We start from the raw sequence: 14,931 nt of genomic DNA, 5'->3' as shown, positions 1-14,931 counted from the left end.
GCACCGTCGTGGTGGGCTTCGACCGGGGTGATACCGACGTGGTTCAGTCGGCCGCCGAGCGGTCTAACGGTGAGCTATAACGCCGAAGGATCCCCCTTTATTGCCCCTCAACGGGTGCCCTTGGACACACCTTTCCCCCGCCACCGGCTCCACCCACGCGACCACGCACGGGGTCACCCGCAGCCGACTCCAACACCCCGGGGAACGACGTTCGCGGGAGGGGGCACGACGACAACGCCCTCTCACGGGGTCACCCGCCTCCGTGGGAAGGGGCGTGGGCGAGGGGCCGCGTGTGGGCACGGGGCGGCGGGTGTCACGTGATGGCGGGGACGGCGGGGCATGTGCGGGTGAGATGGGGCGACAGGGCGTCGAGGCGCCGGCCGATCAGCCTCGCGAGCCCCTCGATGGCCTGGATGCCCCGCCCCTCCCCCGGCTGCAGGTCCGTCTGCACGGCCAGCAGCAGGTCACGCCCCGGCCCATGGATCCGGCCGTAGCTGGTGACCGCCCAGGTGTTGTGCACGAAGGGCCGGGGAGTCCAGCCGTTCTTCAACGCCACCCGGTCCCCGGGCCGCGCGGCGGCGCTGACCCCCCAAGCCTGGTCGGCCTGCACCCGGCTCATCAACCCGAGGATGTGCGCCCGGTGGGCGGCCGACAGTCCCGCGCCGCCCTTGACCAGCAGCCGCAGCAGCCGGATGCGGTCGGCCGGGCTGGTGTTGGTCCCGCCCCAATACCGGCTGGGGCCCGGGGTGGTCTCCCGCAGCCCCATCCGCCGGTAGAAGTTCCCCATCCCGTATCCCGCGCCGACCCGCCACCACAGCGCGTCGGCGGCGTGGTTGTCGCTCTCCCGGATCATCCGGGCCGCCAGATCGCTCTCCGCGGAGCTGAGCCGCCCCCGCCGCAGCATCAGCGCCGTCAGGATGTCCACCTTGCTGCCGCTGGCGGTGATCATGCCGCTCTCGTGCTCCCGGTACGACAACCGCAACCCGCTGACCAGTTCGTGCGCGCTGTAGACGATCCGCCCGGGCTGCCGGGTCAGATACCGGTCGAGATCCCGCTGAAGCCGCCCTCGCGCCGCCGCCCCACCCACCAAATCCGGATATTTCAATACACACGCGGGGTTGGCCACATGCACATGCGGCACGAACGGCACCGCCGTACCCCCGCCACCGCACCCCGCCAAGCCCGCGACGATCCCACCGGCGAAAGCCGATCGCCACCCAGCACGCATGCCCGTCCCCCCGGAACCAGACGTCGCCCCGGGGGTGGCGATCCTCCCATTACAGGATGATCTCTGCCCACCACCTCAACAGGTCACACGCCCCGATATCCGGGAAAGGGCACCTAACACCCCAACTCGGAAGGGCCACTATCCCGGAGGCGGGCAAGGGGCGAGGTGTTCGCGGAGGAAGGCCGCCACCTCGGCCACCGCCTGCCCCACGTACGGCTCGCGGTCGTACAGGTCCACGTGCTCCTTGGCATCCAGCCAGACCAGCTTCTTGGGCTCGTCCAGCCGCCGGTAGACCTCCTCGGCCCCTTCGGGCGCGCAGAACCGGTCGATCACCCCGTGCACGATCAGCGCCGGTTTCGGGGACAGGAAGTCGGCGCCCATCATGTTGTCCATGGTGATCAGCTCGCGGATGCTCGCCCTGGTCACCTCGTTCTTCCAGGACGCGGCCGCCCCGCGGGAGGTCCCGTAGTAGGCGAACGGCTCGTCGCCGGGCATCGCCGCCTCCCCCTCCGCGGCGACGGCGGGCACGTACTCGACCGGGCCACCAAGGTCCTGACGCTCCAGCACGCCGGTGAACCCGTCCAGCGCGCCCTGGTAGTCCATGCCCGCCCGCATCCCGTACGGGTTGTTGTACGCGCCCGCGACCCCGGCAAAGGCCTTAACCCTGGGATCAAAAGCAGCAAATTTCAGGGCATATCCGCCGCCCAGGCAGATGCCCACGGCCGCGATCCGCTCCGGATCCACCTCCGGCCGCGACCGCAGCAACGACACCGCCGCCCGCAGGTCGTGCAGCTTGCCCTGCACGTCCTCATGCCGCCGGGGCTCGCCGCCCGACTCCCCCCAGCACCGGTGGTCGAAGGCCAGGGTGACGAACCCCTCGGCGGCCAGCCGTTCGGCGTAAAGCCCGGTCACCTGCTCACGCACCCCGGTGAAGGGGCCGGTCAGCACGACGGCCGGCCGTACCCCGGAGCCCGGGGGGACCCGCAGGTCGCCGGCCAGCACGATCCCGTCGGCGGAGAAGTCCACTCTCATGCCCCAAGTCTGGGCGGCCGTGGGTCCGGGTGTCCACGGCCGCGCGCGGGACTCAGGAGTCGAAGCCCAGGCCCATCCTGTCGAGCGTGCGCAGCCACAGGTTGCGCTTGCCCTGGTGGAGGTCGGCGCGGGCGATCGACCACCGGGTGAACTGGATCACCCCCGACCGGACCGGCTCGGGCGGGAACGGGAACGGCTTCTCCTTGACCATCCGCAGCTCGGTCCGCTCGGTACGCTCGCCCGACAGCAGGTCGAGCATGACGTTCGCGCCGAAGCGGGTGGCGCCCACGCCCATGCCGGTGTAGCCGACGGCGTAGGCCAGCCGGCCGCCGTGGGCCTGGCCGAAGAAGGCGGAGAAGCGGCTGCAGGTGTCGATGACGCCGCCCCACCGGTGGGTGAAGCGCAGGCCGGACAGCTGCGGGAAGGTGTCGTAGAAGTGCCCGGCCAGCTTGACGAACGTCTCGTCGCGCTGGTCGTACTCGGGCTTGAGGTGGCCGCCGTTGTAGTACACGGCGTCGTAGCCGCCCCACAGGATGCGGTTGTCGTCGCTCAGCCGGTAGTAGTGGAACTGGTTGGCCGAGTCGCCGACGCCCTGCCGGTTCTCCCAGCCCACCGAGGCGAGCTGGCCGGGTGACATGGGCTCGGTCATGAGCGCGTAGTCGTAGACCGGCACGACGAAGTGCTTGAGCCGGCGCAGCAGCGGCGGGAAGACGCCGGTGCCGAGCGCGACCTTGGGCGCGGCGGCGCTGCCGTGCGGGGTGCGCAACGTGATGGTGACGCCGTCGTCGTCGAGGGCCCGGACCGGCGAGCGCTCGTAGATCCTGACGCCGAGCTTGAGGCAGGCCGCGCGCAGCCCGAAGGCCAGCTTGGCCGGGTCGAGCATGGCGCAGCCGCTGCGCTCCCACAGCCCGCCCAGGTAGGTGGGCGAGTCGACCTCGGCCCGCACCTGCGCCTGGTCCAGGGGCACGTAGTCGAGCCCGAGGTCGGAGATCAGGTCCAGGTGCTCGTTGAGGTCGTCGAGCTGCCACGGCTCGGTGGCCACGTGCAGTTCACCGGTGCGTTCGAAGGAGCAGTCGATGTCGTAGCGGCGCAGGGTCGCCTCGATCTCGTCGAGGTTCTCCACGCCCATGTTCTCGAGCCGCTCGATGTCCTCCGGCCAGCGCTCCAGCCCGTTGGCCAGCCCGTGTGTGAGGGTCGCCATGCAGAACCCGCCGTTGCGGCCGGTGGCCGCCCAGCCGATCCTGCGGCCTTCCAGCAGGACGACGTCCTGGGAGGGGTCGCGTTCCTTGGCCATCAGGGCGGTCCACAGCCCAGAAAAGCCTCCGCCGACGACGACGAGGTCGGCGGTCGTCTGTCCGAAGAGCCGCGGTTGCGGCTCAGGTCTGGCCGGACTGTCCAGCCAGTACGGCTTGCGCTCCGCATCAGCAAGCGCCTTCAGCGGATCCACAAATCCCACTTCCCTACGAAGTTAGTGTGAAATACGAAATTGCGGGATCTTATGAGTGATCACGCACGGGTTCCCCCCGCCGAAATCCGATCTCGCCTCCCTGTTCTTTGTCGTTCTATGCCAAACCCCCCGCCGACCGGCGGGGGGGGAAGGTCGGATTTCTCAGGTACGGCGCCGCCGAGCCGCGACGAAGTTGGCCACGGCGATCAGCACCCCGACACCGAAGATCAGCGTACCCATGACGTTAACCTGCGGCGGAATGCCGGTCTTCACCGACCCGACGATCCACAGCGGGAACGTGATGGTGGAGCCGTTGACGAAGCTCGTCACCACGTAGTCGTCGACCGACAGCGCGAAGGCCAGCATCGCCCCCGCCGCGACACCCGGCATGATCGCCGGAAGCGTCACCTGCCGGAAGGTGCCCCACGGCGTGGCGCCGAGGTCCCTGGCCGCCTCCTCCAGCGAGGGGTCGAGCGTGACCACCCTGGCCCGTACGGTCACCGTCACGAACGACAGCGAGAACAGCACGTGCGCGATGATGATCGTGACGGAGTCGCGCGGCATGTTCGCCGAGACGAACAGCGACAGCAGCGACGAGCCCATGACCAGCTCCGGCGTCGAGATCGCGACGAAGACCAGGAAGTTGGTGATGCCCTTGCCCCGGAACCGGAAGCGGCCGAGCGCGAGGCCCAGCATCGTGCCGATGACCGCGGTCACCACGGTGCTGGCGACCGCGATCACCAGCGAGTTGATCAGCGCGGTGGACAGGTCCGAGATCGAGAAGAGCTCTTGGTACCAGCGCAGGGTGAAGCCCTGCCAGCTGGTGTTGGACTTGCTCTTCTTGTCGTTGAACCCGAAGAGGATCATCACGGCGATCGGCGCGGACAGCCAGACGATGATCAGCCAGGTGTAGGCGTGGAGGAGGCGGTCGCCCAGACGGTTCCTTCTCATCGGTTGGCCGCCGCTTCCAGAACGTTCTCCGTGCCCAGTGCCTTGGCGTAGATGAAGATGCCCACCAGCAGCACCGCCATCAGTGTGAACGACAGCGCCGACGCCGACGGGTAGGCCAGGTTCGTCAGGTACTCGGTCTGGATGACGTTGCCGATCATCGTGTTCGAGGTGCCGCCGAGGATCTGGGCGTTGACCGGGTCGGCCGTGGCGGGCACGAACGTCATCAGCACCCCGGCGAACACACCGGGCAGCGACAGCGGCAGCACCACCCTGCGGAAGGCGGCCAGGCGGGTCGCGTACAGGTCCTGGGCCGCCTCGATCACGCGCGGATCCACGCGCTCAAGCGCGACGTAGATCGGCAGGATCATGAACGGCAGCCAGTTGTACGTCAGCCCCGCCACCACCGAGAAGGTCGTGGCCAGCACGTGGAAACCGGCGGGCAGCAGCCCCCAGCCCTTCAGCGTGCCGAGCAGGATGCCGTCGTCGGCCAGCAGGAAGCCCCACGAGATCGTGCGCAGCACGAACGAGACGAAGAACGGCAGCAGGAGCAGGAACAGATAGGTGGACTTGCGCGTACCGCCCTTGAAGGCGATGAAGTACGCCACCGGGTAGCCGATCACCAGCATCGCCACGGTGGCCATGGCCCCGTAGGCGAACGAGCGGGCCAGCTGGGTGCTGTAGCGGCTCAGGGCGTCGGTGTAGTTGGAGAAGGCGAAGGTCTGGACGAAGCCGTCGATGTTGTTGCCGGTGGTCGTCGAGACCGAGGCCATCGCCGCCAGCGGCACCACCAGGAAGATCCCTAGCCATAGCCAGCTCGGCAGTGCGAGCAGGTAGGGGGTAAGCCGGCCTTTCATGCCTAGGCCTGGGTGACGGTCTGGAAGATGCGGTTGAACACCTGCTCGGTCTTGGTGGTGAGCTGGGTGTAGCCGCGCAGCTTGGAGTAGTCGCCCTCGGTCGGGAAGATCAGCGGACTGTTGACCAGCGTCTCCAGGTCCGTCTTCTCCTTGCCCTGCAGCGTCGCGACCTTCGCCTTGAGGATGTCGTGCGCCGCGGGGACCGGGGTGACGAACTGGATGAACTCCTCCAGCTCGGCGGCGATCTCCGGCTTGTAGAACCAGTCCATCAGCGTGATCGCGTCGATCGGGTTGGCCGCGCCCTTGGGGATGAGCATGTTGTCGGTCCAGATCGTGCCGCCCTCCCCCGGCACCACGAACTTGACCGGCTCACCCGCGAGCTGGCGCTGGAACACATCGCCCGACCAGGCCATCGTCAGCCACACGTCCCCCTTGGAGACGGCGTCGATGTAGTCCTGGTCGTAGTACTTGCGCACCAGCCCGGCGTCGCGCTGCTCCTTGAGCTTGGCGCCCGCCTTCTCCCAGTCGGCCTGCGTCGACTTCTCCGGGTCGATGCCCAGCGCGAACATGCCGAAGTTGCCGATCTCCTGGGCGTCGCGCATCATCCCGACGCGGCCCTTGTACTTGGGATCGAACAACGCGTTGATGCTGGTGATGTCGTCCTTGATGTACTTGGTGTTGTACGCGATCCCCGTGATGCCCGAGGTGTAGGGCACGGTGTAGACGTTGCCCGGATCGTAGGCGCGGTCCTTGTACTTGGCGCCCGCGTTGGCGTTGAAGTTCGGCAGCTTCGACTGGTCCAGCTGGACGACGTAACCCAGCTCGATCATGTGCTGGAGCTGGATGCCGTTCGTCATGACCACGATGTCGTAGCCGAGCGACTGGCCCGCCCTGAGCACCGGGTCGACCTTGCCGAAGAAGGAGGCGTTCTCGTCGATGACCTCTTTGTACTCGTAAGAGATACCGGTCGCCTTCTTGAACTCCTCCAGCGGCTTCTTGTCCTCGGGCATGTACTCGGGCCAGTTGGCGAAGACGACCTTGCCGGTCTTCTTCTGCTTGGCCCAATACTCCTGGACCGCGTCCGGCTTGGCCGGGGCCTGCTTCTGACCCTGCACACCGCAGGCGGCCAGCATCAGGCCGGTGGCCGACAGCCCGGCGAGCCGCAACGCCTCACGCCGGGTGCGGGTCTGCGTCATCCCACGCAGAAGGGCGATCTTGTTCACGGGGTCCATGGCCTTCAACTTCCAATCACATATGAGTGCTGCGGCTGCCACGACAGCCAGACCGAGTCACCCCGCTCGGCCGTGGTAGTGGAGTCGTGCGCGTTCTGCTGGAATACCGTGACCTCGGCCCCGTCGGCGAGGGCCACGGCGTAACTGTTGTAGGTACCGAGGTAGACCACCTCGGCGACCGTGCCCGGCACCGCGCTGACCTGGCCGTTCGGCTCAGCGGTGTCGATGGTGATCTTCTCCGGGCGTACGGTGACCGAAACGTCGCCGTCCTGGCCCGGAACCAGGACCCGGCCACCGCCGATGGGCAGCACGCCGGCGGCAGCCGTACCGGCGAGAAGGTTGGATGTGCCGATGAAGCCGGCGACGAACTGCGTCGCCGGGCGCTCATAGATCTCACGCGGGCCGGCGAGCTGCTCCACCAGGCCGTCGTTCATGACGGCGATGCGGTCGCTCATCGTCAGCGCCTCGTTCTGGTCGTGCGTGACGTAGACGAAGGTGATGCCGACCTCGCGCTGGATACGCTTGAGTTCGATCTGCATGGCCTGGCGCAGTTTCAGGTCGAGCGCGCCGAGCGGTTCGTCGAGCAGGAGCGCGCGCGGGCGGTTGACCAGTGCCCTGGCCAGCGCCACACGCTGCTGCTGGCCGCCGGACATCTCCCGCGGGCGGCGCTTCTCGCGGCCGGTCAGGTCGACGATCTCCAGCATCTCGGTCACCCGCTGCCGGATCTCGGCCTGGGCGACGCCCCTCTGCTTGAGCCCGAAGGCCACGTTGTCCCACACGTTCATGTGCGGGAACAGCGCGTAGGACTGGAAGACCATGTTCACATCGCGCTTGTTGGGCGGGACGTTGGTGACGTCCTTCCCGAGCAGCTTGACCACGCCCTTCGAGGGCTCCTCGAAGCCCGCGATCATGCGCATGGTCGTGGTCTTGCCGCAACCGGAGGGGCCGAGGAGGGAGAAGAACTCCCCCTCGGCGATCTCCAGCGTGACGCCCTTCACAGCCTGGACGACCTCGCCGTGCGACTGGTATTCCTTGACGACGTCATCGAGCTGGATCGCGTGCATCTAGTCTCCGATGTAGTGCATGACGTGCTTGACGCGCGTGTAGTCGTGAAGACCGAAGACCGACAGGTCCTTGCCGTAGCCGGAGTGCTTGAAGCCGCCGTGCGGCATCTCGCTCACGAACGGGATGTGCGTGTTGACCCACACCACGCCGAACTCGAGCCTGTTCGACATCCGCATCGCGCGGCCGTGGTCGGAGGTCCAGACGGAGCCCGACAGGCCGTAGCGCACGTCGTTGGCCTTGGCCAGCGCGTCCGCCTCGTCGGTGAACGTCTGGACGGTGATGACCGGGCCGAAGACCTCGTTCTGCACCATCTCGTCGTCCTGCCTGAGGCCGTCGACGATGGTCGGAGCGAAGAAGTAGCCCTTGTCGCCCACGCGGTGGCCGCCGGTCAGGACCTTGGCGTGCGACGGGGCCCGCTCGATGAAGCCCTGGACCCTGGTCAGCTGGTTCTCGTTGTTCAGCGGGCCGTACAGGGCGTCCTCGTTGGACAGGTCGCCGGTGACCGTACCGGCGGCGGCCGCGGTGAGGGCGGCCACGAACTCGTCGTGCACGCTCTCGTGGACCAGCACGCGGCAGGCGGCGGTGCAGTCCTGGCCGGCGTTGTAGAGCCCGGCGGTGGCGATGGACTCGGCGGCGGTCTTGAGGTCCTTGACGTCCTCGAAGACCACGACCGGGGCCTTGCCGCCCAGCTCCAGGTGGACCCGCTTGAGGTCGTCGGCGGCGGTCTTGGCGACGGCCATGCCCGCGCCGACCGAGCCGGTGATCGCCACCATGGCGGCGGTCGGGTGGCCCACGACCAGCGCGCCGGTCTCGCGGTCGCCGGTGACGACGTTGAAGACGCCGGGCGGCAGGACGCTGCCGATGATCTCGGCGAGTTTGACGGTGGATACGGGCGTCGTGTCCGACGGCTTGAGCACGATGGTGTTTCCGGCGGCAAGCGCCGGGGCGATCTTCCAGACCGCCATCATCATCGGGTAGTTCCAGGGCGTGACCTGGCCGATGACGCCGATCGGCTCGTGCCGGATGACGCTTGTGTGCTCGGCGAGGAACTCACCGGCCGTCGGGCCCTCAAGGGTCCTGGCCGCACCGGCGAAGAACCGGAAGTGGTCGGCCGCGACCGGAGTCTCGTCCTCGGCCATGCGGGCGCGGGGCTTGCCGGTGTTGAGGCACTCAGCCTCGTTGATCTCATCGGCCCTCGCCTCGATCGCCTCGGCGACCTTGAGCAGGAGATTGGCCCGCTCTCCCGGCGTGGTCTGACCCCACGACTCGAACGCGGCAGCCGCGGCGGCGTAGGCGGCATCGACATCCTCTGGACCGGAGATCGGAGCCTGAAGATAGGCTTCGCCGGTGCAGGGATCGATGACATCGGAGAATCGGCCGCTCTTGGCGTCCACGAACTCATTGTTGATGAAGTTCTGCAGACGGCTGGTCAACGTGTGACCTCCTGGTGAACGTGGCTGAGATGCCGCGACTCTGACAGAGTAACCGCATCTAGACAAGGGATTCCGAAGCAAAGGATACCGAATTGCTACGAATTCGCTTGACAGGACGGGGAGAACTGACAGCATGTCGCACCAGGACGGCAAGCTAGCGGGAATGCGCCCGTAACGCCGGACTGGTAGGAGGATTCCCCGCGATGACGACCCCGCCTCGCGTACGCCGAAGCAACGAGGCCGCTTCCGGGCCGGTTGTGCTCGACGATTTGTCGAAGCAGATCATCGAGCAACTGCAGAACGACGGGCGGATGCCGTACGCCGCGATCGGCAAGGCGGTCGGGCTCTCCGAGGCCGCGGTCCGCCAGCGCGTGCAGCGACTGCAGGACGCGGGGGTGATGCAGATCGTCGCGGTCACGGACCCGCTGACGCTCGGCTTCCCCCGCCAGGCCATGATCGGCGTCAACTGCGAAGGCGACCTGGAACTCGTCGCCGACGAGCTTTCCGCGATCGACGAGATCGACTACGTGGTGCTGACGGCGGGCAGTTTCGACGTGATCGTCGAGGTGGTCTGCGAGGGTGACTCCCACCTGCTGGAGATCCTCAGCAAGATCCGCGCCATCCCCGCGGTCCGAGCCACCGAGTCCTTCGTTTACCTGAAGCTCCGAAAGCAGACGTATTCCTGGGGTACCAGGTAAGGGGACATTTCGTAAACACAGAGTAGCTGACTGAATCCTTACCGTAGCTTTACTCTATGGTTACACCCCTTCACGAGGGCTTGGTGGGTATCGCCACCCTCGACCCCGGGCATACCGCCCACATGCTGGAGTCCCTGTTCGGTGACAGCCTCCGCATCCCCGCCGACAGCGGCCAAGTGGTGACCTGCTCGCTGTCGGAGTGCGTACCCGCCGAGTACCGCGCGGACGGCGCGGTCCTCTACGGGAGCGACGAAGACCGGCTCGCGGTCATCACCGAAGTGCAGCTCGCCTGCGACCCCGTTAAGCACGAGACGTGGCTGGCGTACATCGCCAACATGCGGGCCCGCTACCACTGCCCCGCCTGTCTCGTCGTCATCTGCCCCAGCGAGACCACCGCCCGCTGGGCAGGCAGGGCCATCCACACCGGACACCCCGGGCTGACCCTCATCCCCTTGGTGATCGGCCCCGGCAACACCCCCGTCATCACCGATGTCGCCACGGCGGTGGGCAACATCGGCCTGGCCGCCATCTCGGCCATCACCCACGGCCAGGACCCGGAGATCCAGACCATCCTGGCCACCCTCACCACAGCCCTGAACAGCATCGACCCGTCTGAGGCGGCTCGCTATGCTGAATACGTTGCCGTGGCCCTGACCGGTGACGCGCAGAAAGAAATGGAGCGGCTCATGGCGACCACGTCATTCCTGTACCAGGGCGAGTACGCCCAGAGTCTCATCGCCAAAGGCGAAATACTTGGCGAAGCCAAAGGCGAGGCCAAAACCCTGGTCAAGGTGCTGAAGGCACGCGGTATCCCGGTCAGTGACGAACAGCAGGCTCGCATTCAAGCCTGTTCCGACCCCGAGACACTCGACCGCTGGGTGGAGCGCGCCGTTTCCGTCACCGCGACCGAGGAGCTCTTCACCTGATGGAGCTCAGTCCTGAAATCTATCGAGGCGAGTACGCGGAGAGCATCCTCGAGCTTGGTCGAGCCGTAGGGCGAGCCCGAGCACAGACCACCGCCCTTGCGAGCGAACTGATCCGGTACACGCGGGCACGCGACATCCGGGTCACCGATGAGCAGCGCGCTGCCATCGAAAGGTGCACCGACGTCAAAATCCTGGATGGCCTGACGAAGCGCGCCGTTTCCCTGCCTCCGGGCGGAGAGCTCTTCATTTCCTGACCAACCGCCGCACCGCCCCTGGCCAAGGGGCGGTGCTGCGCTGTTTCGTCAGCGGAACTGGATGGTCGCGATCTCCCAAGGGCCGAGGGGGAGGTTGAGGTGGCCCGGGGTGGTGGGCAGTTCGTCGCCGGGGCGGCCGCGGAGGTCGGCTTGGCGGGCTTCGGTGAAGGTGCCTTCGATGGTCGCCGTGGTGGCCACGGGCGCGTAGTTGACGACGCGGAGTTCCTTCCAGTCGTCGCGGCGGCGCAGCGAGGTCATCATCACGCCCGGGCCGGTGATCGACAGACCGCTCTGGGGGTCGGGCAGGGCGCCTGTGCCGGTGCCTGGCACTGCCAGGAGGTCGTGGCGGAAGGTTTCGGCTGCGGCGGGGATATCGGCCCAGTCTCCGCTGTAGGGCATCAGGGCCAGGCTCACCGAGCGGAGTCCCCTTGACTGGGCCGCGGGGGTGGGGATCTGGGGGCCGGCGGGTTCCGGGCGCAGGGCGTTGCGGTTGCGGGACAGGAAGCCGACCGAGCGCAGCAGGGTGAGGGCGAGTTCCTGGCCGGTGACCTCGTACTCGGTGACGTGCTCCAGCAGGGCGGCCACTCCGCCCGCGGCGACCCAGCCGGAGGCGGGGTAGGTGGGCAGCGGGGTTTCGCCGCAGCCGCCTTCCGGGCTGAGGCCGCGTTCGACGACGGCGAACTGACCCTCCGCGTACGACGAGGTCGCCGCGACCGGCATCGGGATGTGCAGGCGGACCCGGTGGTCGTTGACCCGGTTGTCGAACTCCACGCGGAGCCGGACGAACGGCTCACCGGCTCGAAGTTCGACGCGCGTCTCCACGACGGTTTCGGCCGCGTTGGTGCCGCGGCCGGGGTCGGGGGCGGCGAGCTGGGGGACGCGGGCGTGGTCGGCGCCGGTCATGGGTTCGGAGTCGGTGGCGGGCCACAGGTACGTGCGGCGGATGTCGAAGGCGGCCACCAGCGGCCCTGACCACACCGGGGAGACCTCGACCACGACCGGCTCCGACACCAGGCGGTCGCCGGCCGGTGGCGCGTAGTTGTAGGTGTCACCGGCGTCGCCGCCGTCCACGACGCGTCCGGCGCCGGTGACGGTCACGCCGTCGGGACCGGTGAGGGTGAGGGTGCCGTCGGCGGCCACCTCGACCCGGAGCAGGCCGTTGTCGAGGACCTGCCCCTCCGCGCGGGCGGGGGCGATGCCGCCCGCCGGGGCCAGGCCGGGCTCCCAGGGGACGGGACGCAGGCTGGTGTGGCCCAGCGCGGGCACCTCGACCAGCGCGGCGACGGTACGGCGGGGCTCGGCCAGGATGCGTACCCGGGTGACCCCCGATGCCGCGGCGGCGATGTCGGCGGTGTCGAAGGCCTCGTCGCTGTTCCGGGCGACGGTGAAGGTCAGGACGCCGTCCTCGACGTTCCAGCCGGTGATGTGCTGGCCGTAGAGCTCGGGGCCGTGGATGAAGGAGAGGGCGAGCTCGGGGTCCATCTCCTCGTCGAGCAGCAGGGTGGGCTCGTATTCGAGGGTCTGGGTGTGGAGGGGGCCGCCGGGTCCGGCGAGCGGGTCCTGGCCGGCGACCTGGGTCAGGACGACGCCGCGCCGTACCGCGGGAGTGGGGTTGACGACGAGTACGCCGTCGGACGGGACAGCCGCGGACAGGCGGCTGGTGACCATGTCGCGCACGGCCTGCCCGAGGTGTTCGGCCTCGGCGATGCGGGCGGCGACCTGCTGTGCGGTTTCGTCGACGCCGCAGCCGGTGACGGAGTCGTGGCCGCTGGCGTCGACCAGGCGCCACCAGGCCATGTCGAGGAAGCGGCCCGGCCAGTCCTCGCCCCAGAGGGCGGCCAGGGGTTCCGCGTAGCGCTCGACCATGCGTTCGGCGCGGCCCATGGCCTGCTTGACGTGGGCGCGCACGGAGATGACGCCGGGCAGGATGTTGGCGCGCGCGTGCGAGCGCAGCTCGCCTTCGACGCGGGGCAGGCCGTGGACGGCCGGGTCAAATGCCTCGATATATCCGGACAAGGTGTCCATGCGGGAGCCCATCGACGCGACCAGCTCCGGCAGTCCGGCGACCGGGGCGGAATGGTCGGTGCCGTACATGGCCAGCAGCGGGCCCTCGGGTCCGTGCCACGGGCGCATCCGCCGGGCGAAGGCGGCCGCGCGCTCCTCCAGCTTCCCGGCGCCGTGGATCAGGTCGACGCCGTTGCCGTAGCCGCCTTCTGGCAGGTATTGCGTGCGGACGGCGCTGCCGTCGGGCGCGACCCAGGCGAAGGCGTCGGTGACCACCTTCGACGGTACGCCGCGGTAGACGCAGGCGTGCTCCAGCCCCGCCCGCCGAAGAATCTGCGGCATCTGGGCGGCATGCCCGAACATGTCCGGCAGGTAGCCGACCTCCATCGCCCCGCCGAGCTTGTCGGCGCGGGAGAGCCCGAGCTCCAGGTTGCGCACGATGTTCTCGCCCGAGCACAGGAACTCGTCCAGCAAGATCTGCCACGGCCCCACGGCCAGCCGCCCGGAGCGCACCAGCGCGGCCAGGCGCTCGCGGTTCTCCGGCCGCACCTCCAGGTAGTCGTCCACGCAGGCCAGCTGCCCGTCGAGGGTGAAGTGGTAGCCGGGCTCGCGTTCCATGGTCTCGATCACTTCGTCGAGCAGCGCCACCAGCCGCAGCCGGAAGCGCTGGAACGGCTCGTACCACTCGCGGTCCCAGTGCGTGTGCGGAACCAGAACGATCTCAACGCTCACGGGCTTCTCCCCCCAGGGCAAGGTCATGCCGTACGGCGTAGCGTGCCGCGATCCGCTGGGCGGTGACGATGTCCTCCAGCGCCCCGGCGGCGTCGGTGAGCGGCGGCTTGCCGGAGGTCACGAAGGCGTGGAAGGCGAGCAACTGTGTCTCGAACGCCTCGGTCACGTCCCGGTACTCGTTGCGGCTCTCGGCCCCGGAGACGACGGTCAGCACGGTGGGCGCGTTCATCAGGTACGGGGCGGGGAAGGCCAGCTCCAGCGTGCCCTTGGTGTGGTGGATGGCGACGGTCTCCCGGTAGGCCGGATAATCCTCCAGGTAGTGCCATCGAATGGAATATCGCCCGGCGACCGGCAAGGGACCGGAAATCTCGATGGAGCCGGGGGAACCACCCCAGTTCTCGACGTGATCCACCGCGACCGGCGAGCCGGTGAAGCGCCGCAACAGCGACAGATCATGGCAGATCGAGCCCAGCGCCACGCTGTAGACCGACCGCAGCTCCGCCGTGGCCTCCTCTCCCAGCGCCCGGTCCAGGATCGTGTTCTCGGCCGCCCGCAGCGGCTCGACGTCCACGTCCCGCGCGTGGGCCAGGTTGGCGAAGGCCAGCTGCGACTCCCCGCTCGGGTGCAGCACGGTCACCTCGACCGAGCGGATCACGCCCGCCCCGCCCAGCTCCGCCAGGATCTCCTCGGCCCTGCGCACCGCCGGGTCGTACTGCTTCATGTATCCGACCATCAGCCTGCCCTCGGGCAGCGCCGCGACCTCGGCCTCGGTCAGGGCCAGCGGCTTCTCGCACAACACGGCGTATCCGGCGGCGAGCGCCTGCCGTACCGGCTCGCCGTGGGAGCCGGAGGCGAGCATGACGACGGCGTCGAACCCGCCTTCGGCCAGCATGCCGGCGAGCGAGGTGTGACGGCGCGTCACCCCGAGCCGGTCGCCGACCGCGTCGGCGAGCGTCCTCGACAGGTCGCAGACCGCCGTGACCTCGAACAACTCCCGCCGCCTCGACAGCAGCGGCACATAGACGGCCTGGGTGACCGCCCCGCACCCCACCAGTGCGAGCCTCGTGCTCATCGT

Annotated in this window: 13 protein-coding genes; 3 read left to right on the top strand and 10 right to left on the bottom strand. The window is 68.5% G+C overall.

Annotated features, from left to right (window positions below; all coding sequences use genetic code 11):
* Positions 1–313: 313 nt before the first annotated feature.
* The 8 genes from ACIBKY_RS08080 to ACIBKY_RS08045 form a co-directional block, all read right to left on the bottom strand.
* Positions 314–1,141, bottom strand: coding sequence for a serine hydrolase (locus ACIBKY_RS08080; RefSeq protein ID WP_397095347.1), 828 nt, complete (start codon positions 1,139–1,141; stop codon positions 314–316).
* A gap of 225 nt (positions 1,142–1,366) precedes the next feature.
* Positions 1,367–2,260: an alpha/beta hydrolase gene (locus ACIBKY_RS08075; protein WP_397095345.1), complete on the bottom strand. Its 894-nt coding sequence runs from the start codon at positions 2,258–2,260 to the stop codon at positions 1,367–1,369.
* Between the two features lie 52 nt (positions 2,261–2,312).
* Complete coding sequence (locus tag ACIBKY_RS08070; RefSeq protein ID WP_397095344.1) at positions 2,313–3,707, bottom strand: NAD(P)/FAD-dependent oxidoreductase; 1,395 nt, start codon at positions 3,705–3,707, stop codon at positions 2,313–2,315.
* A 162-nt stretch (positions 3,708–3,869) separates the two neighbouring features.
* The gene (locus ACIBKY_RS08065) at positions 3,870–4,658 is read right to left on the bottom strand and encodes an ABC transporter permease (protein WP_397095343.1); all 789 of its coding nucleotides are present in this window, start codon (positions 4,656–4,658) and stop codon (positions 3,870–3,872) included.
* A complete protein-coding gene (locus ACIBKY_RS08060) occupies positions 4,655–5,512 on the bottom strand; it encodes an ABC transporter permease (protein ID WP_379620443.1) in 858 nt (285 codons plus the stop codon). The genes ACIBKY_RS08065 and ACIBKY_RS08060 overlap by 4 nt, the downstream gene beginning before the upstream one ends.
* 2 nt (positions 5,513–5,514) lie before the next feature.
* Positions 5,515–6,744, bottom strand: coding sequence for a PotD/PotF family extracellular solute-binding protein (locus ACIBKY_RS08055; protein WP_397095341.1), 1,230 nt, complete (start codon positions 6,742–6,744; stop codon positions 5,515–5,517).
* Positions 6,745–6,749: 5 nt separating this feature from the next.
* On the bottom strand, positions 6,750–7,808 hold the full coding sequence (locus tag ACIBKY_RS08050) for an ABC transporter ATP-binding protein (RefSeq protein WP_379620439.1): 1,059 nt from the start codon (positions 7,806–7,808) through the stop codon (positions 6,750–6,752).
* Positions 7,809–9,242, bottom strand: a complete 1,434-nt coding sequence (locus ACIBKY_RS08045) for a gamma-aminobutyraldehyde dehydrogenase (protein ID WP_397095339.1) — start codon at positions 9,240–9,242, stop codon at positions 7,809–7,811.
* 203 nt (positions 9,243–9,445) lie between these two features.
* Here ACIBKY_RS08045 and ACIBKY_RS08040 point away from each other — a divergent pair, with 203 nt between their 5' ends.
* The 3 genes from ACIBKY_RS08040 (at position 9,446) to ACIBKY_RS08030 (ending at position 11,120) form a co-directional block, all read left to right on the top strand.
* Entirely contained in the window at positions 9,446–9,940 is a 495-nt protein-coding gene (locus tag ACIBKY_RS08040) for an Lrp/AsnC family transcriptional regulator (protein ID WP_397095337.1), read from the top strand.
* A gap of 122 nt (positions 9,941–10,062) precedes the next feature.
* Positions 10,063–10,866, top strand: a complete 804-nt coding sequence (locus tag ACIBKY_RS08035) for a hypothetical protein (protein WP_397095336.1) — start codon at positions 10,063–10,065, stop codon at positions 10,864–10,866.
* Positions 10,866–11,120, top strand: coding sequence for a hypothetical protein (locus ACIBKY_RS08030; RefSeq protein ID WP_397095334.1), 255 nt, complete (start codon positions 10,866–10,868; stop codon positions 11,118–11,120). Before ACIBKY_RS08035 ends, ACIBKY_RS08030 begins: the two co-directional genes overlap by 1 nt.
* Positions 11,121–11,168: 48 nt before the next feature.
* Here ACIBKY_RS08030 and ACIBKY_RS08025 read toward each other — a convergent pair whose 3' ends face one another.
* Both ACIBKY_RS08025 and ACIBKY_RS08020 read right to left on the bottom strand, forming a co-directional pair.
* Positions 11,169–13,856 carry an alpha-mannosidase gene (locus tag ACIBKY_RS08025; RefSeq protein WP_397095333.1) on the bottom strand — a complete coding sequence of 896 codons (2,688 nt, stop codon included), beginning with the start codon at positions 13,854–13,856 and terminating at the stop codon, positions 11,169–11,171.
* Positions 13,846–14,928, bottom strand: coding sequence for a Gfo/Idh/MocA family protein (locus ACIBKY_RS08020; RefSeq protein ID WP_397095331.1), 1,083 nt, complete (start codon positions 14,926–14,928; stop codon positions 13,846–13,848). Before ACIBKY_RS08020 ends, ACIBKY_RS08025 begins: the two co-directional genes overlap by 11 nt.
* Positions 14,929–14,931: the final 3 nt, after the last annotated feature.

This window comes from Nonomuraea sp. NPDC050394 (assembly GCF_044459065.1).
GTDB lineage: Bacteria > Actinomycetota > Actinomycetes > Streptosporangiales > Streptosporangiaceae > Nonomuraea.
This window is presented reverse-complemented; position numbering and strand designations above follow the sequence as displayed.

Bases quoted from the DNA above. Each gene is read 5' to 3' on its own strand.
- ACIBKY_RS08030 (WP_397095334.1), top strand. From the start codon at position 10,866: ATGGAGCTCAGTCCTGAAATCTATCGAGGCGAGTACGCGGAGAGCATC.
- ACIBKY_RS08060 (WP_379620443.1), bottom strand. From the start codon at position 5,512: ATGAAAGGCCGGCTTACCCCCTACCTGCTCGCACTGCCGAGCTGGCTA.
- ACIBKY_RS08050 (WP_379620439.1), bottom strand. From the start codon at position 7,808: ATGCACGCGATCCAGCTCGATGACGTCGTCAAGGAATACCAGTCGCAC.
- ACIBKY_RS08065 (WP_397095343.1), bottom strand. From the start codon at position 4,658: ATGAGAAGGAACCGTCTGGGCGACCGCCTCCTCCACGCCTACACCTGG.
- ACIBKY_RS08020 (WP_397095331.1), bottom strand. From the start codon at position 14,928: ATGAGCACGAGGCTCGCACTGGTGGGGTGCGGGGCGGTCACCCAGGCC.
- ACIBKY_RS08040 (WP_397095337.1), top strand. From the start codon at position 9,446: ATGACGACCCCGCCTCGCGTACGCCGAAGCAACGAGGCCGCTTCCGGG.
- ACIBKY_RS08035 (WP_397095336.1), top strand. From the start codon at position 10,063: ATGCTGGAGTCCCTGTTCGGTGACAGCCTCCGCATCCCCGCCGACAGC.
- ACIBKY_RS08055 (WP_397095341.1), bottom strand. From the start codon at position 6,744: ATGGACCCCGTGAACAAGATCGCCCTTCTGCGTGGGATGACGCAGACC.
- ACIBKY_RS08075 (WP_397095345.1), bottom strand. From the start codon at position 2,260: ATGAGAGTGGACTTCTCCGCCGACGGGATCGTGCTGGCCGGCGACCTG.